Raw genomic sequence first — 19,284 nt, 5'->3', positions numbered from 1 at the left:
CCTTTATCAGTAATTGAGGGGAGTGGCTGTGCACGCGTTGGGGGCGCGGATGCGCATCGCACTCGACAGGGTAGGGGCGACACGGTCTACGGTGACCGGTATGCGGATGGTTTCCGGCTTTATTCCTTTGCTAAGAAGAATAAGGGGGGCGGGTACGGCGGCAGCGCGCACCACACGGTTGTCATTGCCGTTTTCCTGCATGACAGTCCATCCCGGAAGGACTTCGATAATCAAGTCGCCGGAGCGATGGCGGTGAAAACCGTTGCGTATGCGGTCTATCTGTGGCGACCAAGAACCCAAAAGCAGATGATAAGCGGAATATACTTTGTTTACCCCGCTGAATTGTACCAGAAACTCTGCCGACTTTTGCTGAACTTCGGCAAGGTTCAACTGCTTCTCTTCTATTAATTTACGATTGAGATATATCTGTTGGTTATAAAAACCCTCTACATATTGCCCTTCGCCGTAAGTAGCCATCAGATACATATTCAGCAAAGTGGCGCAGCGGTTCAGGTAGAATTCGCCGCCGGGGATGCGGTAGATGCCGATGTCCGCCCCGTCCGGGTCGGTATATCCCGTAGAGACGATGCACAGGAGCACGTTCTGCAGACCCACCTTGCTTTCCAGCATATCCAGCAGACGAGCGATGCTGCGGTCTAAGCGTGCATAGGTGTCTTGCATCTCCATGGCGCACTCTTGCGTGCTGCGGTGGTTGTAGTTTCCTGCGTAGTAGGTGATTGCAAGCAAGTCGGTTATTTCATCCTTGCCGATATTGCTTTTATCCAGCAAATCCTCTGTCACACGGTTTACCTCATCGTTGATGAGCGGGCTGGTTATCAGACGGCGGTATTTGTTGTCTTTTTCCAATTCAAATTTATATTTGAAAGGGATAGTGCGCCATTCGGGCAGGAATGTATAGCTTGTGATGGGGTGGAGGGGATTCCACTCCATTTCCTTGATGCGGAAGTCGGGTGACTGCCCGTCGTTGTACTGGCTCAGCCACCAGGGATATTCGCCGTAATAGGTGGTTCCGCACCATTTGCCGGTCTTGTGGTTCAGCCAGAAGGCGCCGTTGCCGCTATGTCCTGCCGATAGTACGGCGGCATCGCGGAAAGGGGCGACGGCATACACCAATGCGGCGTTTTTAGTGGCTATTTTAAGCTCGTCGGCAAAGGTGGAAGTCAGCAGTTGTGTAGGAGCGGTGTTCTGGTCGGTATAGTTACCCATGAAGGCGGAGTCGTCTACACAATTCTTCGGGCGCAGGGTTTTCGGGTCAAACCAGCGTTCGGCAATGATGCCGTTCATGGATGGTGTAGTGCCCGTGTACAAAGCGGCAATGGCCGAAGCGCGGTCAGCAACATTGAAGGAATATTCCGCTTGGCGGAAGACCCTGCCCTCCCGTAACAGCCGTTTGAAGCCTTTTTCTCCATACAATGACGAGAACGCTTCCATATAGTCCGTGCGCAGTTGGTCAATAGTCAGCGTCACCACCAACTTGGGAGAGGGTGGTAGCGGCTGGGCTTGCAGGCTGCTGAATGTCAGTGCGAGTATGGAAGTTATCAGTCCTTTTTTCATTATTTTTTCTTATCGTATGTGAGAATTAGGTTGCTTGCAGAACGTATCAGCAAACAAAGTGCCAAAGGTAACACAGCTAACGGAAATCTTTGCGGTATTACGAGCCAAAGCAATATAAAAAGTGTTAAAACTATGAAGTTTGCCAGCATATAGCGGCTTCTTTTCCTTTTTCGCACCCTGTTTAGCATACATGGCAGGCATAAAAGGTGAAGCGGGTGGAATACAAACAGCAGATAATTGGGGCTGACGGCAGGGTGCTGGGAAAACAAGGCGAGGAATGCCAAAATACATCCCGCCACTCCGGCGGCGAAGAACAGGACGAGGTCAATTCCCCAAAGCGTCTTTCTCCGGCGTATGCCGTAGATGGTGGCGGCTGCGGTCAGTATGAACAGGAACAAGGCGGCCTGCATGGGGGTGAAATCGTTGAGGGGTTGTTCGGCTTCTCCGCTTCCGGTTGTTATAATCTTCTCCTCGTTGAGCACCAGTGGGCGCGACTGTCCTCCGTTGTCTGTAATTCGGGCCCGGTTGAAGTACTCTTGTACATAGAAAGGGACAAACATCATCAGTCTGCGGTTGATGGCTTTGTCAGCTTGGCTGCCCATACATAAATCCATGCCGAAGCGTGACCAGGGATGTCCTTCGCTGTATTTGTGCAATAAGTCGCGAAAGGATGTTCCGGTGTTTGCATCGGTCATATTGTCAGCATATTGCAGCGTGCCGTCAATGGATTTCTCTATCAGGTCGCGAGGACGCGTGGCGCAGTTGTCGTAAAAGAAGTTGTAGCGATATACCCGGTTTTCGGGGCGGTAATTCTCTTCGAGCAAGGCCACCAGTTTCTCTTTCTCCTTGGAGGTGAGATTCAGTTCTTGCTGCCAGACATCGCGCTCCAGGTAATAATATTCTGCGGCAAAACGTTCGTAATTGCCGGCACCCAGCTGGTAGTCTGTTTCGCCGAGGGCAAAGCGGAGAATAAAGTTCGGTGCGTTGAAGTTGAATATGCCGTAGTTGAATACGGCGTCGATACCGCGTGTATAGTTCTCGTATCGTATGGCTGTATGTCCGAAAAGGGAATATATTTCTTCGCCCGAAGCGCACGTCAGCAGGCTGATGCGTATGGAGTCAGGGGCGTTTTTCGTGGATTCCTGTGCCCGGGCGGCAGGCGGGCAGAGGAGAAGGAAGATGGAAAAACAGAAAGTTAGCGAGTACAATTTCATTTGTTTTTGTTTTAAAGTGAATTCGCATAATTAGTTTATACTATCTGTCATTCAGAGCGTAGCGAAGAATCTACTCTCTTGATGTATACACAGAGAAGAGATTCTTCTCTACGCTCTGAATGACAGATGCTCTTGATATAAATTAAATTTCAACACTTACTTATTACCACTGATTTGAATCGAGTTTGTATCTTGTAATTCGTTACAAAGATACGCTTAAAATCTTAGAATGGCAATTATTACGGAAGCTCCTTTTGTTTTTTTTGTGCCGGGTTCAGCCTGTTTCTTTACTATGTTCAAAAAGTTTTTTAATGTACATCAAAAAAGATTTTCACTGTGGTGGAAATCTTTTTCCAATCTAACGGAAAAACTTATTTCTTTTCGATAAAAATCGCCGTGTGTACGGGGAGGGTATACCCCCCTCTTTATAATAACGGCGATTTTTCGATAAAAAAAGAAAAGATTTAGCGCGTGCGCCCGAATCCTGAATATTGAGCGTGGTTTATTATTTATGCGCGATTATATATAAGGAAAATGCTTGTAAATATAGATGAATGCTTTGTAAATATAGATGAATGCTTTGTAAATAAAGGGGAAAAGTATGTAAACATAAGGGAAAATAAACGAAAAAAAACACTATCTTTGCATCGCTTTAAAAACATGCTGAATGAACCTTATTATCGATATAGGAAATACCGTTGCAAAGGTGGCGGTATTTAAAAATAAGGACATCGTAGAAGTGTTCTATGATTCCAATCAAACGCTTGACAGTCTGCCGGGTATCTGTGCCGAGTATACGGTGGAAAAGGCGATTGTAGCTACCGTTATAGACTTGAACGAACGGGTGTCAGCGCGATTGGAACAGCTCTCCATCCCCTTGTTGCGGCTGAATGAAAAAACGCCGCTTCCGGTAGATAATCTTTACGAAACTCCCGAGACATTGGGGTACGACCGTATGGCAGCTGTGGTGGGGGCTTATGAACAATTTCCGGGGAAGGATATTCTGGTGATAGACGCCGGAACCTGCATCACCTACGAGTTCATTGATGCCGCCGGCCGCTATCACGGCGGAAACATCTCGCCGGGTGTGCAAATGCGCTTCAAGGCACTCCACGAGTTTACGGGAAGGCTTCCGCTGGTGTGCCGCGAAGGACGACGCCTGTCGTTGGGTAAGGATACCGATACGGCAATGCGCGAAGGAGTACTGAAAGGTATGGAGTATGAAATTTCGGGCTACATAATGGCTATGAAGCATAAATATCCTGAACTTTTGGTTTTTTTAACGGGCGGTGATGAATTTTCTTTTGATACAAACTTAAAAAGTATCATCTTTGCAGACAGATTTTTAGTATTGAAAGGATTAAATCGAATTTTAAACTATAATAATGATAGGATATAGACAAACACTCTTGGTGTTCTTGCTCATGATGTTGTCCGGAGCGGCAATCGCTCAAAATAATACGAATTCTCCCTATACACGATATGGATACGGACAATTGGCAGACCAAGGTTCAGGTAATAGCAAAGCCATGGGTGGTATTGCATACGGATTACGGGATAAATACCAAGTAAATTTCGCAAATCCGGCATCCTATACGGCGATAGATTCGCTTACTTTTATTTTTGACGGCGGTATCTCCCTGCAGAATACGAACTTTAGTAACGGTACGGTGAAACAAAATGCCAAAAACTCCAGTTTCGACTACATTACAATGCAATTTCGCTTGGGCAAATGGGCAGCCATGAGCTTGGGATTGCTGCCTTATTCGAATGTGGGATATAGTATGGCGGAGTACAGGGAAGATTCTGAATATCCTTCCCAATCCAGCGCATTGCAGTATTATGGAGACGGCGGATTGCACCAGTTATATTTGGGAGCCGGATTTAAAATATTTAAAAATCTTTCCGTTGGTGCGAACATTTCGTATCTTTGGGGAGATATAACACACACAAGGGCTATGACATTCCCGAATAACTCGTCCACTTTGCCGCTGACTACGCAGACGGGCACGTCCATACAAAGCTATAAGCTGGACATCGGGGCACAGTACACGCAGTCGTTCGGCAAGAAGCATGAAGCTACATTGGGAGTGGTGTTCTCTCCGGGACACGATTTGAGCAACGACTCGTATGTGCAAGACCAGTTGGGCGACAGCAATACGGGTATGACGATAAACAGCCGGGATACGGTTGCAACTTTCGGTAGTCCGATGAGTTTGGGCGTGGGTCTTAGCTATGTGTATGATAAGCGTCTGACGGTAGGAGCCGATTTTACTTTCCAGAAATGGAGTTCGGTGACTTACATGAATGCGAAAAACGCTTTCTGCAATCGTACAAAGATAGCTTTGGGAGCTGAGTTCCTTCCTAATCCGTTGGGAAGAAGCTATCTGGCTCATGTGAAATATCGTTTGGGAGCTTATTATTCCCAACCCTATTACAAAATAAACGGTATGCGTGCTGCCAGCGAATATGGAGTGACTGCCGGTTTCGGACTTCCTATTCCGCGTACGCGCTCCGTATTGAGCCTCTCGGCCCAATACGTAAGAACCGAAGGGAAGACAGCTGCATTTCTCAATGAAAATACATTGCGCGTCTGTGTAGGGGTGACCTTTAATGAACGCTGGTTCTTCAAACGGAAAGTTGATTGATGTTGAGTGGTGAAAATAGACAATATAACAACTAAAAATTAAATACAATGAAAATTAAAACGCTTGTCGCTGTTTTGCTCCTTTCGGGTGGAGCAACCAGCACTTTCGCACAAAGTGATTGTAATGCCAACAGTAGTATCTCGCATGAGGCGGTAAGAGCGAAAAACTATAAGGACGCCTACGCTCCTTGTATGGAAGTTCTGAAAGATTGTCCGACGCTGAGATATTACACTTATACCGATGCGCAGAAGATCCTCGTAGGCTTGATGAGCCAGATTAAGGATCGTAATTCTGCCGAGTATAAGAAGCTGTTTGATGAGCTGATGGCTGTACATGACCAGAAAATGAAGTACATTCCTGAGTTTGCTACGAAAATGAAGGGTGTGCCGAGTGTAGCTTCTGCACTGGGTACGAAAGCTGTGGATTATCTGCAATATTCACCGGCTCCGGATTTGAATCAGGCTTATGCTTGGCTGAAAGAATCGGCTGAGACTGCCAAGGGTGAATCGGACGGTGCCGTACTGCACTATTTCATTGATGTGTCCATGCAGAAAGTAAAGGCGGATACAAACCATACAGACCAATTCTTCCAGGATTATATCAACGCTTCACAGTATGCTGACGATGCTATCGCAGCCGAAAACAATCCTAAGAAAAAGGCGGTTCTGCAAACAATCAAGGATAACTTGGTAGCTATGTTCGTAAACAGCGGTGTAGCCGATTGTGAGTCTTTGCAGAATATTTATGGTCCGAAAGTTGAAGAAAACAAATCAGACTCCGCTTTCTTGAAGAAAACTATCACTATCTTGAAGATGATGAAGTGTAATGAAAGCGAAGCATACTTTAAGGCTTCCGACTATTTGTATCGCGTTAATCCGAGTGCCGATGCAGCTGTAGGTGTAGCCTATATGTACTATAAGAAAGGCGACTATGATACTGCCGTGAAGTACTTCGATGAAGCGCTGGGTATGGAAACCGACAACTCGAAGAAAGCTGAAATGGCTTATGCTACCGCAGCCGCTTTGTGGCAGGCAAAGAAACTGTCTCAGGCAAGAACTTATGCCCAGAAGGCTATCAGCTTCAACGAAAGCTACGGTGAACCTTATATCTTGTTGGCTCAAATGTATGGTTCAAACCCCAACTGGAGTGACGAACCTGCATTGAACAGATGTACTTACTATGTAGTTATCGACAAACTGCAACGCGCCAAAGCCGTAGACCCGAGCGTTACAGATAAAGTAAATGAACTGATTTCAACCTATGCACGTCATACTCCGCAGGCCAAAGACCTCTTTATGTTGGGTTACAAAGCCGGTGACCGTATCACGATTGGCGGTTGGATTGGTGAGTCTACAACCATCAGATAAGAATATGTCGCTACAACCCAACGTTGTCGAACATAAGCATATGAGCATAACCATTGCCCTTGGGGTGATGGTTATGCTTCTTTTATTTTCTTCCTGTTCCGGACGCAAAAAAGAAATGGGAGCTGCCATTACCGAGCGTGATTCGTTGCCGGTTATGGATACCAAGGGGGTTACAACACTGATTTCCGACTCGGGTATCACCCGTTATCGTGTCAACACGGCGGAATGGCTGATTTACGACCGTAAGAACCCGCCTTATTGGGCGTTCGAGAAAGGTATTTATTTGGAGAAATTCGATTCCGTATTCCATACGGAAGCCAGCATCAAAGCCGATACGGCCTATTATTATAATAAGAAAGAGCTGTGGAAACTGATGGGGAATGTGCACATACAAAACCTGAAAGGCGAGAAGTTTGACACCGAACTGTTGTACTGGGACCAGAACAAAAAGCGCGTGTACTCCGACAGGCGGGTGCGCATAGAACAACCCGACCAGATAATCTATGCCATTGGCTTTGAATCGAATGAACAATTGACAAAATACCGTTTCTTTAAGACGGAAGGCATCTTTTATGTAGACGAGGATAGCGCCGCTCCTTCCGATACGTTGAGAACAGACAGCATCAAATGATATAATGGATACTATTATTTACCTGTTAATAACCATGGCTTTCTCCGCCTTCTTCTCGGGTATGGAGATTGCTTTTGTTTCCGTGGATAAGCTTCGTTTTGAAATGGAACGGAAGCCGGGTGTCACGTCGAGCATCCTTTCTTGCTTCTTCCGCAACCCGAATAATTTTATCTCCACCATGCTGGTGGGGAATAACATAGCACTGGTCATCTACGGTATCCTCATGGCACAGATTATTGAGGTGAGTCTGCTGGCAGGAATGATTGAGAATCATTTTATTATGGTGTTGGTGCAGACTGTCATATCCACGCTTATCATCCTTGTGACGGGTGAGTTCCTGCCAAAGACCTTGTTCAAGATTAATCCGAACCTGATGTTGCGGGTCTTTGCGGTTCCTTTGTTTATCTGTTACGTCGTTTTGTTTCCTGTATCAAAGTTCGCTTCCGGGTTGTCCTATCTCTTCTTGCGCCTGTTTGGCATGAAGATAAACAAGGAAGCGTCCGACAAGGCATTCGGTAAAGTGGATTTGGACTATTTTGTCCAGTCGGGCATAGAGAACGCCACCAATGAGGAGGAACTGGATGCGGAAGTGAAAATATTTCAGAATGCGCTTGATTTTTCCAACATAAAGATACGCGACTGCATAGTTCCCCGTACGGAAGTGGTGGCTGTGGATGTGACCGCTTCGCTTGAGGACTTGAGAAACTTGTTTGTGGAATCGGGCATCTCCAAGATTATTGTATATGACGGCAATATAGATAATGTAATCGGCTATATCCACTCCTCCGAGATGTTCAGAAACCCGGCAGACTGGAGAAACAACGTCAAGGAAGTACCCATTGTGCCCGAAACGATGGCGGCGCACAAGCTGATGAAACTCTTTATGCAACAGAAGAAGACGATTGCTGTCGTTGTAGATGAATTCGGCGGTACATCCGGCATCGTCTCTTTGGAAGACTTGGTGGAGGAAATATTCGGCGATATTGAGGACGAGCACGATAACACTTCTTACATCTGCAAGCAAATAGACGAACATGAATATGTATTGTCCGCACGCCTTGAAATAGAGAAAGTAAACGAAACATTCAATCTCGAACTGCCGGAATCGGATGAATACCTTACGATAGGCGGGCTGATACTGAACCGTTATCAAAGCTTCCCGAAGTTGCATGAAGTGGTCGTTATCGACGAATATCAGTTCAAGATAATTAAGGTGACAGCCACTAAAATAGAGTTAGTGCGGTTGAAAGTCACGGAATAATTTCGTTTCAGCGTAAATTTTTAAAGAATAAATAGATGCGTATTAGCATTTTTTGTATCTTCGTGCGCTAAAATGAACTTTGGAAAGAAAATAATAATAAACAAATAATTCATATTAACTAAAATGGCAACATTACAAAACATTCGGTCTAAAGGGCCCTTATTGGTGATTGTTATTGGTTTGGCGCTGTTTGCCTTCATCGCGGGAGACGCGTGGAAAGTACTTCAGCCGCACCAGTCACAAGATGTAGGTGAAGTGAACGGGGAAACAATTTCCGCTCAGGATTTTCAAGCATTGGTAGAGGAATATACGGAAGTCGTGAAATTTTCCAGTGGCTTGAACGCTTTGAGCGATGAACAAACCAATCAGATTAAAGACGAAGTATGGAGAGCATACGTAAACAATAAATTAATTGAGAACGAAGCTGCAAAACTGGGCTTGACTGTTTCTAAGGCTGAACTTCAGGCTATTATTGATGCCGGTGTACATCCGATGCTGCAACAGACTCCGTTCCGCAATCCGCAGACCGGCGCTTTCGACAAAGATATGCTGAAGAAGTTCTTGGTGGATTACTCTAAAATGAACAAGGCTCAAATGCCGGCTCAATATGCAGAGTACTACAACTCTATGTACAACTTCTGGGCTTTTGTAGAGAAGTCGCTCGTACAGGCTCGCCTGCAAGAAAAATACCAGGCTTTGATTACAAAGTCTCTCTTCTCTAACCCCGTTGAAGCGGAAGATGCTTTCAATGCACGCGCAGACCAGTCTGACCTGTTGCTGGCAGCCGTTCCTTATTCCTCTATTGTAGATTCTACAATCGTTATCAAGGAATCTGACCTGAAAGAGGCCTATGACAAGAAGAAAGAACAATTCAGACAATATGTGGAAACCCGCAGTATCAAGTATATCGATGTACAGGTTACTGCAAGTCCGGAAGACAAAGCGGATATTCAAAAAGAAGTGGAAGAATACACTGCACAATTGGTAGAGACTTCTTCCGACTATGCAAACTTTATCCGCTCAACCGGTTCTACCCAGCAATATGTTGACTTGTATTATACAGACAAAGCGCTGCCTTCTGATGTTGTTGCCCGTTTGGATTCTGTGAAGGTAGGCGGTGTTTACGGTCCTTACTATAATGCATCGGACAATACAATCAACTCTTTCAAGAAATTGGCTGCTACCGCTATGGCCGACTCTATCCAGTACCGTCAGATTCAGATTGCAGCTGAAGACGCTGACAAGACCAAGACTTTGGCGGACAGTATCTATACAGCCATCAAGGGTGGAGCTGACTTTGCGGAAATTGCCAAGAAGTACGGTCAGACAGGTGAATCGACTTGGATTTCTTCTGCCAACTACGAAGGCGCTCAGGTGGACGGTGACAACCTGAAGTATATCACAGCTATCACGACTTTGGGTCAGAACGAGTTGGCTAACCTTGCTTTAGGTCAGGCAAACGTTATTATTCAAGTTATGAACAAGAAGGCTGTGAAAGATAAATATAAAGTAGCCGTTATCAAGCGTCCGGTTGAGTTCAGCAAGGAAACTTATAGCAAGGCATACAATGACTTCAGCCAGTTCATCGCTACCAACAATACGTTGGAAAAGCTGGCTGCCAATGCCGAAGATGCCGGTTACAGACTGTTGGACAGAGCTGATTTGTATAGCTCGGAACATACCATCGGTGGTGTGAAAGGAACAAAAGAAGCCTTGAAATGGGCGTTTGGAGCGAAAGCCGGTGAAGTTTCCGGTCTGTACGAATGCGGCGAAAGCGACCATATGATGGTAGTAGCCGTTACGAGCATTGTTCCGGAAGGTTACCGTCCGTTGTCTATGGTAAAAGACCAGCTGAGAAGCGAAATCCTCCGTGATAAGAAAGCCGAGAAAATTATGGCTGAAATGAAAGCTGCCGGTGCGACTTCTTTCGACCAATATAAGAATATGGCGAACGCCGTTAGCGACTCTGTAAAGCACGTAACTTTTGCTGCTCCGGCTTACGTTCCGGCATTGCGCAGTAGCGAACCGCTGGTAGGCGCTTACGCTTCAATCGCTGAATTGAATAAGCTGAGTGCTCCTATTAAGGGTAACGGAGGCGTATTCGTTCTGCAGCCTTACGCTAAGGAAAAACTGAACGAAACTTACGACCAGAAGACAGAAGAAGCTACATTGGAGAATATGCATGCACGTATGGCAGGCCAGTTCATCAATGATTTGTATCTGAATGCCGATGTGAAAGATAATCGCTATCTGTATTTCTAAGAAAGGAAGAATAAAGTTATAATACTTGGGAGAGCCGTTCGATAAATGTCGAACGGCTTTTTCATTTGTGCAACTTTATTCCTACCTTTGCAAAAGATAACTTAATGTGATTAGTTACATCAGCGTATTTGAATCAGTAAAAAGACAATCAGAATGAAACAACCTCTATTAGGGCTTACATTAACCGAACTGAAGACAGTGGTGAAGAATCTGGGAATGCCCGGATTTGCGGCCAAACAGATTGCTTCATGGCTATATGACAAGAAGGTGGCTTCCATAGACGAAATGACGAATCTGTCGTTGAAACACAGGGAGTTGCTGAAAGAAATCTATGAGGTGGGAGGTGAAGCGCCGGTAGATGCCATGCGCTCTGCAGACGGTACGGTGAAGTATCTGTATCGTGTGGGAGACGGGCATTATGTAGAGGCTGTTTACATCCCGGACGAGGATAGGGCTACGCTGTGCGTATCTTCCCAAGTGGGGTGTAAGATGAATTGTAAGTTCTGCATGACAGGCAAGCAAGGCTTTACCGCTAACTTGACCGCCAATCAGATTGTCAACCAAATAAATTCTTTGCCCGAACGCGACAAGCTGACCAATGTGGTTATGATGGGTATGGGAGAGCCGCTGGATAATCTTGACGAGGTGCTGAAAGCATTGGAGGTGATGACGGCCTCCTACGGTTACGGTTGGAGCCCGAAACGGATTACACTCTCTTCCGTAGGGCTTCGTAAGGGGTTGCAGCGTTTCATTGAAGAATCGGACTGCCATTTGGCAATCAGCCTGCACTCGCCCGTACCCTTGCAACGACGCGAACTGATGCCTGCCGAGAAAGCCTTCTCCATTACCGAGATTGTAGAACTGTTAAGAAACTATGATTTTAGCAAACAGCGCAGACTATCCTTCGAGTATATTGTTTTCAAGGGAGTGAACGATTCGTTGTTGTATGCCAAGGAGTTGCTGAAGCTGTTGCGCGGGTTGGACTGTCGCATCAACCTGATTCGTTTCCATGCTATCCCCGGAGTTGATTTGGAGGGCGCCGATATGGAGACGATGACGACGCTTCGCGATTATCTGACATCGCATGGATTGTTTACTACGATTCGGGCTTCCCGCGGTGAAGATATATTTGCTGCGTGCGGTATGCTTTCAACGGCCAAACAGGAAGAGAATAAAGAAGAATTAATATAAATTATTAACTTTGGCGTCAAGCTTATATGGCTTTTTCGTAGCTTTGTAAAAACTAAAATACATAGATATATGAAGAAACACCTGTTTTATTTGAGTATGGCCCTGATACTTGCACTGTTTTCGGCGTGCGGTAACGGCAAGAAGGGTGTGTTTACTCCGACATCCAGCGGTCGGGCGTATGAAATTTTGGTAGTGGTTGATCAAGGGTTGTGGGAGCGTCCTGCGGGTCGTGCCCTTTACAATGTACTTGATTCTGATGTACCGGGCTTGCCCCAGTCGGAACGTTCATTCCGTATAATGTATACTTCTCCGGCAAATTATGACTCTACATTGAAGCTCATCCGTAATATTATTATTGTGGAGGTGAACAAGGATTTGTACACGCAGCCCAAGTTCAAGTATGCGAAAAACGTATATGCCGCTCCGCAATCCATCTTGACTATCCAAGCACCGGACGAAGCCTCTTTCGAGAAGTTTGTCGAAGAAAACAGACAGGTAATCGTAGACTTCTTTACCCGTGCCGAGATGAACCGTCAGATTTCAGTGTTGGAGAACAAGCATAATGACTATGTTTCTACGAAAGTAAAGAGTATGTTCGACTGTGACGTATGGGTTCCCGGTGAACTGACCGCAACCAAACAGGGAGAAAATTTCTTCTGGGCAGGTACGAATGCGGCTACCGGAGACCAGAACTTCGTTATCTACTCTTACCCATATACGGACAAAGATACATTTACGAAAGAGTACTTTGTGCATAAGCGCGACTCTGTGATGAAAATCAATATCCCCGGTGCGAGAGAAGGTATGTACATGGAAACCGACTCGTTGATGACGGATGTGCGTCCTATCAATGTGCAAGGCGAATATGCTTTGGAGGCCCGCGGCCTGTGGCGTGTGAAGGGTGACTTTATGGGTGGCCCGTACGTTTCCCATGTCCGTTTGGACAAGGCTAATCAGCGTATTATCGTATCTGAAATATTTGTATACTCACCCGACAAGCTGAAGCGTAACTTGGTGCGCCAGATGGAAGCGTCATTGTATACGCTTAAGTTGCCCGGAAGCAAACAGGAAGGAAACGAAATGCCTTTGGCAGTAACAAAAGAAGATTCTACTAAAACAGAAAAATAAGAATGGAAGATAATAAAATAAGAGTCGGCATCACTCAGGGAGACATAAACGGAGTAGGGTATGAGGTGATTTTGAAAACGTTCTCAGACCCTACGATGCTGGAACTATGCACTCCGATTATTTACGGCTCGCCCAAAGTAGCCGCCTATCACCGCAAATCGCTGGATTTGCCGACCAATTTCAGTATTGTAAACTCGGCATCTGAAGCTGCGCCTGAGCGTCTGAGCGTGGTGAACTGTACGGACGATGAAGTGAAGGTGGAGTTCTCCAAGCCTGACCTTGAGGCGGGCAAAGCTGCACTTGGCGCTTTGGAAAAAGCCATTGAAGAGTATAAGGCGGGACTGATTGACGTTATTGTCACAGCACCTATCAACAAGCATACTATCCAGTCGGAAGAGTTTTCCTTCCCCGGACATACGGAGTATATCGAGGAGAAGTTGGGTGACGGCAGAAAGGCTTTGATGATTCTGATGAAAGATGACTTCCGGGTGGCGCTGGTGACAGGTCATATTCCCGTAAGAGAGATTGCATCGACTATTACCAAAGAATTGATACAAGAGAAACTGGTAATCTTCAACCGTTCGTTGAAACAGGACTTCGGTATCGGAGCGCCGCGCATTGCCGTACTTTCTCTGAATCCGCATGCAGGCGATGAAGGTCTGCTGGGTACGGAGGAACAGGAAATAATCAGTCCTGCCATTAAAGAACTGGCGGACAAAGGTATGTTGTGCTACGGTCCATATCCGGCTGACGGTTTTATGGGTTCCGGTAACTTTACCCATTTTGACGGCGTACTGGCGATGTACCATGACCAGGGACTTGCCCCGTTCAAGGCATTGGCAATGGACGAAGGCGTGAACTATACAGCGGGACTTCCGGTGGTGCGTACTTCACCTGCGCATGGCACAGCCTATGACATTGCGGGAAAGGGACTCGCTTCCGAAGATTCTTTCCGTCAGGCTGTCTATGTGGCAATCGACGTGTTCCGTAACCGCTTGCGCGAGAAGGAAGCACACGCCAACCCTCTGCGGAAACAATATTACGAAAGACGTGACGACAGTGACAAACTGAAACTCGATAGTGTAGAAGAAGATTTGTAGTATGACGAAAGCGGAAATACAACAAGTAAAATTACGTTTTGGCATCATCGGTAATAACGAGGCACTGATGCGTGCCATTGATATTGCCATTCAGGTAGCCCCTACCGACTTGTCGGTGCTGATTACCGGAGAGAGTGGTGTGGGTAAGGAGAGCTTCCCGCAGATAATCCACCAATACAGCCGGAGAAAGCATGGACAATACATTGCCGTAAACTGTGGCGCCATTCCCGAAGGTACGATTGATTCGGAACTCTTCGGTCATGAGAAAGGTGCTTTTACAGGTGCCATCGGTGAGCGGAAAGGTTACTTCGGTGAAGCGGACGGCGGAACGATTTTCCTTGATGAAGTGGGCGAACTTCCCATGCCTACGCAAGCCCGTTTGCTTCGTGTGCTCGAGACGGGCGAGTTTATCAAGGTAGGTTCGTCGAAGGTGGAAAAGACGAATGTACGCATCGTAGCCGCTACCAATGTGAATCTTACGCAGGCTATTGCCGACGGACGTTTCCGCGAAGATTTGTACTACCGTCTCAACACAGTGCCCATTCAGGTTCCGGCTTTGCGCGAACGTGGAGAGGACGTGGTGCTGTTGTTCCGCAAGTTTGCATCGGACTTCGCCGAGAAGTACCGTATGCCTGCCATCCAGTTGACGGAGGATGCCAAGCAACTGCTGCTGGCATATTCATGGCCCGGTAACGTACGTCAGCTGAAGAATATAACGGAACAGATTTCCATCATCGAAACCAACCGTGAAATCAACGCTTCTATTTTGAAGAACTATCTGCCCGAACAAAACAATGCACAGCGTTTGCCGGCACTGTTTGGTGTGAAGAACGAAAGCAAGAGCTTTGAGAGCGAACGAGAAATATTGTATCAGGTGCTTTTCGATATGCGTCAGGATGTAACCGAACTGAAGAAACTGGTACACGAGATTATGACCGAACGGGCGGCTGTGGGAAATCAGGCTGTAACGCCTGCCGCTTACTATACGCCTGCCCCTGCGGTGGTGGCTTCTGTGCCTGCTGCCGGTGTGCCTACCATAATACATCCTTCCGTAAAGCCGGCTTCTGAAGTGGATGATGATATTCAGGATACGGAAGAATACGTAGAAGAGTCTCTTTCATTGGACGAAGTGGAGAAGGAGATGATACGCAAGGCTCTTGAAAAACATCACGGAAAACGCAAAAGTGCGGCTAAGGATTTGAACATATCGGAGCGCACGCTATACAGAAAGATAAAAGAATATGGATTGGATTAAGAAAATAACACTGGTATCAGCGTTAGCGGGTTTGGTGTGCGTGGTAGCTTCCTGCCGCATCTCCATGGGACTTGCCCCGATAAGTTCTATTGATTACAGTAAAGTAAAGACCATCACGATTGCCGAATTTCCTAACCGTGCTGAATTTGTGTACGCTCCCATGACTACGGAGTTCAACCAGAAGCTTAAGGATATGTTTATCCAACAGACGCGTCTGCAACTGGTGAACGCTAACGGTGATTTGGAAATAGATGGTGAGATAACCGGTTATAACCAATATAACGAGGCTGTAGCTGCCGACGGCTTTTCTTCTAAAGTGAAGCTGACCATGACTGTCAACGTGCGTTATGTGAACAACACGAACCACGAGGAAGACTTTGAACAACAGTTCTCCGCCTTCCAGACTTACGATTCGTCCTTGCTGCTGACTGACGTACAGGATGACTTGATAAGCAAGATGATAAAAGATATCACGGAACAAATATTTAATTCAACCGTAGCTAACTGGTAACCGAGGAATGACTTCTGCCTATTTGCAACAATGGATACAGCATCCTGAAATATTGAATAAGGACACCTTGTACGAACTTCGCACATTGGTGGTCCGCTATCCTTATTTCCAGTCGCTCCGGCTGTTATACCTCAAGAACCTCTATTTGCTGCACGACATTACATTCGGTGCGGAACTGCGTAAAGCTGTATTGTATGTGGCCGACAGACGTGTATTGTTCTATCTGATAGAAGGAGACCGCTACACCCTGAAATCCCGGAAGCCGTCGTTGCTTTCTTCCAAAGTGCTGGAAGAAGAGCCCAGCGTAGACCGTACGCTCTCCTTGATAGATGCTTTTCTGGCAACTGTTCCCGAAGAACATTCGCAAACCACCGAACTGAATTATGCAATGGACTACACTACCTATCTGCTGCAAGACAACGGACAGGCTGATTCGGAATCGGCCGATGGGCAAGAAATTCCTAAATTGCGCGGACACGAACTGATAGACGGTTTTATCAATAAGAGCGAATCGACGGAAATGCCTGTGCTTGAAAGACCGGTATGTCTTGAGGAAGAACCGGAAACTTCGGACGAGGAAGAAGAAACATCGTTTGAAGAAGAGGTCGTAGAAGAAGGCATGGATGACAGCTGTTTTACAGAAACTTTGGCAAAAATCTACATTAAACAGCGAAGATATGATAAAGCACTTGAAATTATTAAAAAATTAAGTTTGAATTATCCAAAAAAAAATGCTTACTTTGCAGACCAAATCAGATTTTTGGAGAAATTGATTATTAACGCTAAATCAAAATAACAAAATGTATTTATTATTAGTTATCTTAATGGTGATTGCATCCGTGCTGATGTGTTTCATTGTGTTGATTCAGAATTCCAAAGGCGGTGGTCTGGCTTCGGGCTTCTCATCATCCAATCAAATCATGGGTGTACGCAAGACTACTGACTTTCTGGAAAAGGCAACATGGGGTCTCGCTGTATTTTTGGTGGTGATGAGTGTTGCTTCCGCTTACGTCATTCCTTCGATTTCTCACAAGGGCGGTGATGTAATTCTGGAACAGGCACAGCAAGAAGAAAAAACAAACCCGTACAATATGCCCGTAGGTACGGCTGCTCCGCAAGCTGAACAACCGGCTGAAACGGCTCCTGCAACAACAGCTCCGGCGGCTACGGATGCTGCAGAACCGGCTGCCAACTAATATTCGAGAAATTATTTCGTTTCTTGACAGGTGGGATTGTACAATTTATATTGTGCAATTCTGCCTGTTTTTATTTATTGTCTTTTATATTTAGTTACTTTTGTAACCGGATACTTATTAAAAGCTAATATTTATTATACCATCTGTCATTCAGAGCGTAGCGAAGAATCTACTCTCTTGATGTTTACACAGGGAAGAGATTCTTCGCTACGCTCTGAATGACGGATAGCATCATGATATATAAACCGAATTTAATCAATCATTTATTATAATATTGTAATGACAACTACTGACAAGATTCACCAGACGCTACGCGATTCGGCAGGTATGCGCTGGTTTGTGCTACTGCTTTTAGCATTCGCCATGTTTTGTTCATATATCTTTATGGACATACTTTCACCTATTAAAGACCTGATGCAGTCTACACGCGGTTGGGATTCAACGGCATTCGGTACGATGCAGGGTTCTGAGACTTTTCTTAATGTATTTGTGTTCTTCCTTATTTTCGCAGGTATTATCCTCGACAAAATGGGAGTACGCTTCACTGCAATCCTTTCCGGAGCTGTGATGCTTGTCGGTGCCACCATTAACTGGTATGCGGTGACAGACGCTTTTCAGACAAGCGGACTTCAGACTTGGTTTACCAACAATCTGAACTATATCCCCGGTTTTGACGAACTGGGCATTTCACCATTCTATAAAGGTATGCCGGCATCAGCCAAGTTTGCAGCAATAGGTTTCATGATTTTTGGCTGTGGTGTCGAAATGGCGGGTATTACTGTATCCCGTGGTATCGTTAAGTGGTTCAAAGGCCGTGAGATGGCTCTTGCCATGGGTTCGGAAATGGCCCTTGCCCGTTTGGGAGTTGCCACTTGCATGATATTCTCTCCGGTATTTGCCAAGTTAGGGGGCGTTATCGATGTTTCCCGTTCGGTGGCATTTGGCGTTGTATTGTTGCTGATTGCACTTATCATGTTCATTGTCTATTTCTTCATGGATAAAAAGCTGGATGCGCAGACCGGTGAGGCTGAGGAGAAGGACGATCCGTTTAAGATAAGCGACCTCGGTACTATTCTGTCAAGTAGCGGATTCTGGTTGGTGGCGTTGCTTTGCGTGCTCTATTATTCAGCCATATTCCCGTTCCAGAAGTATGCCGTGAATATGTTGCAATGCAATCTGGTATTCAAGGAAGTACCTTCCGATTCTTTCTGGGCCACCAATACGGTGACGATTCTCCAGTATTGCATCATGCTGGTTGTTGCAGGCGCTTCTTTTGCAAGTAATTTTATGAAGAAAGTAAGCATGAAGTACGGCTTGCTTACCCTTGCCGGGGTATTGTTGGTTGTCTTCTGCTACATGGGCTATATGCGCCAAAGTGCAGAAACGGTGTTTGCCGTATTCCCCTTGCTGGCTGTGGGTATAACCCCGATACTTGGTAACTATGTTGACCATAAAGGTAAGGCGGCTTCGATGCTGATGATTGGTTCCATGCTGCTTGTGCTTTGCCATCTTACTTTTGCATTTGTACTTCCGGAATTCAAAGACAATGCGGTAGGAGGTGTCATGATAGCTTATCTTACTATCTTGGTGCTTGGAGCAAGTTTCTCACTGGTTCCCGCTTCTTTATGGCCCAGCGTACCCAAACTGGTTGATGCCAAGATTATAGGTAGTGCTTATGCGCTTATCTTCTGGGTTCAGAATATCGGTCTTTGGCTCTTCCCGCTTCTTATCGGAAAGGTGCTCGACAAAACCAATACGCAGCTTGTTGCTGACTTGAAGAATGGCGTGATTACTCCGGAAGAGGCTGCCGTATCGTATGACTACACCGCACCGCTTGTGATGCTTGCCTGTCTTGGCGTTGCTGCTTTGGTGCTGGGATTTATCCTCAAGATTGTCGATAAGAAGAAAGGACTTGGTTTGGAAGAACCCAACATCAAAGATTGAT

At 46.0% G+C, this 19,284-nt stretch carries 16 protein-coding genes; 14 read left to right on the top strand and 2 right to left on the bottom strand.

The window, feature by feature from the left end:
• Positions 1-6 precede the first annotated feature (6 nt).
• On the bottom strand, positions 7-1,575 hold the full coding sequence (locus tag DW121_RS00235) for an alkaline phosphatase family protein (RefSeq protein ID WP_118322635.1): 1,569 nt from the start codon (positions 1,573-1,575) through the stop codon (positions 7-9).
• Positions 1,575-2,789 carry a DUF4105 domain-containing protein gene (locus DW121_RS00230; RefSeq protein WP_118322632.1) on the bottom strand — a complete coding sequence of 405 codons (1,215 nt, stop codon included), beginning with the start codon at positions 2,787-2,789 and terminating at the stop codon, positions 1,575-1,577. The genes DW121_RS00235 and DW121_RS00230 overlap by 1 nt, the downstream gene beginning before the upstream one ends.
• A 667-nt stretch (positions 2,790-3,456) precedes the next feature.
• Here DW121_RS00230 and DW121_RS00225 point away from each other — a divergent pair.
• The 14 genes from DW121_RS00225 to DW121_RS00160 all read left to right on the top strand — a co-directional run bounded on the left by DW121_RS00225 (position 3,457) and on the right by DW121_RS00160 (position 19,283).
• Entirely contained in the window at positions 3,457-4,188 is a 732-nt protein-coding gene (locus DW121_RS00225; protein ID WP_118322630.1) for a type III pantothenate kinase, read from the top strand.
• Positions 4,175-5,437 (top strand): hypothetical protein, encoded by a 1,263-nt coding sequence (locus DW121_RS00220; RefSeq protein WP_117712896.1) that lies wholly within the window; start codon positions 4,175-4,177, stop codon positions 5,435-5,437. Before DW121_RS00225 ends, DW121_RS00220 begins: the two co-directional genes overlap by 14 nt.
• Before the next feature lie 47 nt (positions 5,438-5,484).
• On the top strand, positions 5,485-6,804 hold the full coding sequence (locus DW121_RS00215; RefSeq protein WP_118322628.1) for a tetratricopeptide repeat protein: 1,320 nt from the start codon (positions 5,485-5,487) through the stop codon (positions 6,802-6,804).
• Between the two features lie 4 nt (positions 6,805-6,808).
• Positions 6,809-7,435 carry an LPS export ABC transporter periplasmic protein LptC gene (lptC, locus tag DW121_RS00210; RefSeq protein ID WP_117712894.1) on the top strand — a complete coding sequence of 209 codons (627 nt, stop codon included), beginning with the start codon at positions 6,809-6,811 and terminating at the stop codon, positions 7,433-7,435.
• Between the two features lie 4 nt (positions 7,436-7,439).
• Positions 7,440-8,696, top strand: coding sequence for a hemolysin family protein (locus DW121_RS00205; protein ID WP_117712893.1), 1,257 nt, complete (start codon positions 7,440-7,442; stop codon positions 8,694-8,696).
• Between the two features lie 123 nt (positions 8,697-8,819).
• Entirely contained in the window at positions 8,820-10,958 is a 2,139-nt protein-coding gene (locus DW121_RS00200; protein ID WP_118322625.1) for a peptidylprolyl isomerase, read from the top strand.
• A 153-nt stretch (positions 10,959-11,111) separates the two neighbouring features.
• Complete coding sequence (gene rlmN, locus DW121_RS00195) at positions 11,112-12,149, top strand: 23S rRNA (adenine(2503)-C(2))-methyltransferase RlmN (RefSeq protein WP_117712891.1); 1,038 nt, start codon at positions 11,112-11,114, stop codon at positions 12,147-12,149.
• A 69-nt stretch (positions 12,150-12,218) separates the two neighbouring features.
• Positions 12,219-13,277: a DUF4837 family protein gene (locus DW121_RS00190; RefSeq protein ID WP_117712890.1), complete on the top strand. Its 1,059-nt coding sequence runs from the start codon at positions 12,219-12,221 to the stop codon at positions 13,275-13,277.
• Positions 13,278-13,279: 2 nt separating this feature from the next.
• Positions 13,280-14,377, top strand: a complete 1,098-nt coding sequence (gene pdxA / locus DW121_RS00185) for a 4-hydroxythreonine-4-phosphate dehydrogenase PdxA (protein ID WP_117712889.1) — start codon at positions 13,280-13,282, stop codon at positions 14,375-14,377.
• A gap of 1 nt (position 14,378) precedes the next feature.
• Complete coding sequence (locus DW121_RS00180; RefSeq protein ID WP_117712888.1) at positions 14,379-15,632, top strand: sigma-54 interaction domain-containing protein; 1,254 nt, start codon at positions 14,379-14,381, stop codon at positions 15,630-15,632.
• Positions 15,619-16,143 (top strand): LptE family protein, encoded by a 525-nt coding sequence (locus DW121_RS00175; protein WP_117712887.1) that lies wholly within the window; start codon positions 15,619-15,621, stop codon positions 16,141-16,143. Before DW121_RS00180 ends, DW121_RS00175 begins: the two co-directional genes overlap by 14 nt.
• A 7-nt stretch (positions 16,144-16,150) precedes the next feature.
• Positions 16,151-16,939 carry a tetratricopeptide repeat protein gene (locus DW121_RS00170; protein WP_118322622.1) on the top strand — a complete coding sequence of 263 codons (789 nt, stop codon included), beginning with the start codon at positions 16,151-16,153 and terminating at the stop codon, positions 16,937-16,939.
• 4 nt (positions 16,940-16,943) lie between these two features.
• Positions 16,944-17,339 (top strand): preprotein translocase subunit SecG, encoded by a 396-nt coding sequence (gene secG / locus DW121_RS00165; protein ID WP_118322619.1) that lies wholly within the window; start codon positions 16,944-16,946, stop codon positions 17,337-17,339.
• 279 nt (positions 17,340-17,618) lie between these two features.
• Positions 17,619-19,283, top strand: coding sequence for an MFS transporter (locus DW121_RS00160; protein ID WP_117712884.1), 1,665 nt, complete (start codon positions 17,619-17,621; stop codon positions 19,281-19,283).
• Position 19,284: the final 1 nt, after the last annotated feature.

It is taken from the genome of Bacteroides sp. AM10-21B, from assembly GCF_003472565.1.
GTDB classification, from domain to species: Bacteria; Bacteroidota; Bacteroidia; order Bacteroidales; family Bacteroidaceae; genus Bacteroides; species Bacteroides propionicigenes.
Note: the sequence above shows the minus strand (reverse complement) of the source record. Positions and strands in the feature narration are given on the sequence as shown.

Excerpts from the sequence above, each read along its gene's own strand:
- DW121_RS00235 (WP_118322635.1), bottom strand. The coding sequence starts at position 1,575 with ATGAAAAAAGGACTGATAACTTCCATACTCGCACTGACATTCAGCAGC.
- DW121_RS00230 (WP_118322632.1), bottom strand. The coding sequence starts at position 2,789 with ATGAAATTGTACTCGCTAACTTTCTGTTTTTCCATCTTCCTTCTCCTC.
- DW121_RS00225 (WP_118322630.1), top strand. The coding sequence starts at position 3,457 with ATGAACCTTATTATCGATATAGGAAATACCGTTGCAAAGGTGGCGGTA.
- DW121_RS00220 (WP_117712896.1), top strand. The coding sequence starts at position 4,175 with ATGATAGGATATAGACAAACACTCTTGGTGTTCTTGCTCATGATGTTG.
- DW121_RS00215 (WP_118322628.1), top strand. The coding sequence starts at position 5,485 with ATGAAAATTAAAACGCTTGTCGCTGTTTTGCTCCTTTCGGGTGGAGCA.
- lptC (WP_117712894.1), top strand. The coding sequence starts at position 6,809 with ATGTCGCTACAACCCAACGTTGTCGAACATAAGCATATGAGCATAACC.
- DW121_RS00205 (WP_117712893.1), top strand. The coding sequence starts at position 7,440 with ATGGATACTATTATTTACCTGTTAATAACCATGGCTTTCTCCGCCTTC.
- DW121_RS00200 (WP_118322625.1), top strand. The coding sequence starts at position 8,820 with ATGGCAACATTACAAAACATTCGGTCTAAAGGGCCCTTATTGGTGATT.
- rlmN (WP_117712891.1), top strand. The coding sequence starts at position 11,112 with ATGAAACAACCTCTATTAGGGCTTACATTAACCGAACTGAAGACAGTG.
- DW121_RS00190 (WP_117712890.1), top strand. The coding sequence starts at position 12,219 with ATGAAGAAACACCTGTTTTATTTGAGTATGGCCCTGATACTTGCACTG.
- pdxA (WP_117712889.1), top strand. The coding sequence starts at position 13,280 with ATGGAAGATAATAAAATAAGAGTCGGCATCACTCAGGGAGACATAAAC.
- DW121_RS00180 (WP_117712888.1), top strand. The coding sequence starts at position 14,379 with ATGACGAAAGCGGAAATACAACAAGTAAAATTACGTTTTGGCATCATC.
- DW121_RS00175 (WP_117712887.1), top strand. The coding sequence starts at position 15,619 with ATGGATTGGATTAAGAAAATAACACTGGTATCAGCGTTAGCGGGTTTG.
- DW121_RS00170 (WP_118322622.1), top strand. The coding sequence starts at position 16,151 with ATGACTTCTGCCTATTTGCAACAATGGATACAGCATCCTGAAATATTG.
- secG (WP_118322619.1), top strand. The coding sequence starts at position 16,944 with ATGTATTTATTATTAGTTATCTTAATGGTGATTGCATCCGTGCTGATG.
- DW121_RS00160 (WP_117712884.1), top strand. The coding sequence starts at position 17,619 with ATGACAACTACTGACAAGATTCACCAGACGCTACGCGATTCGGCAGGT.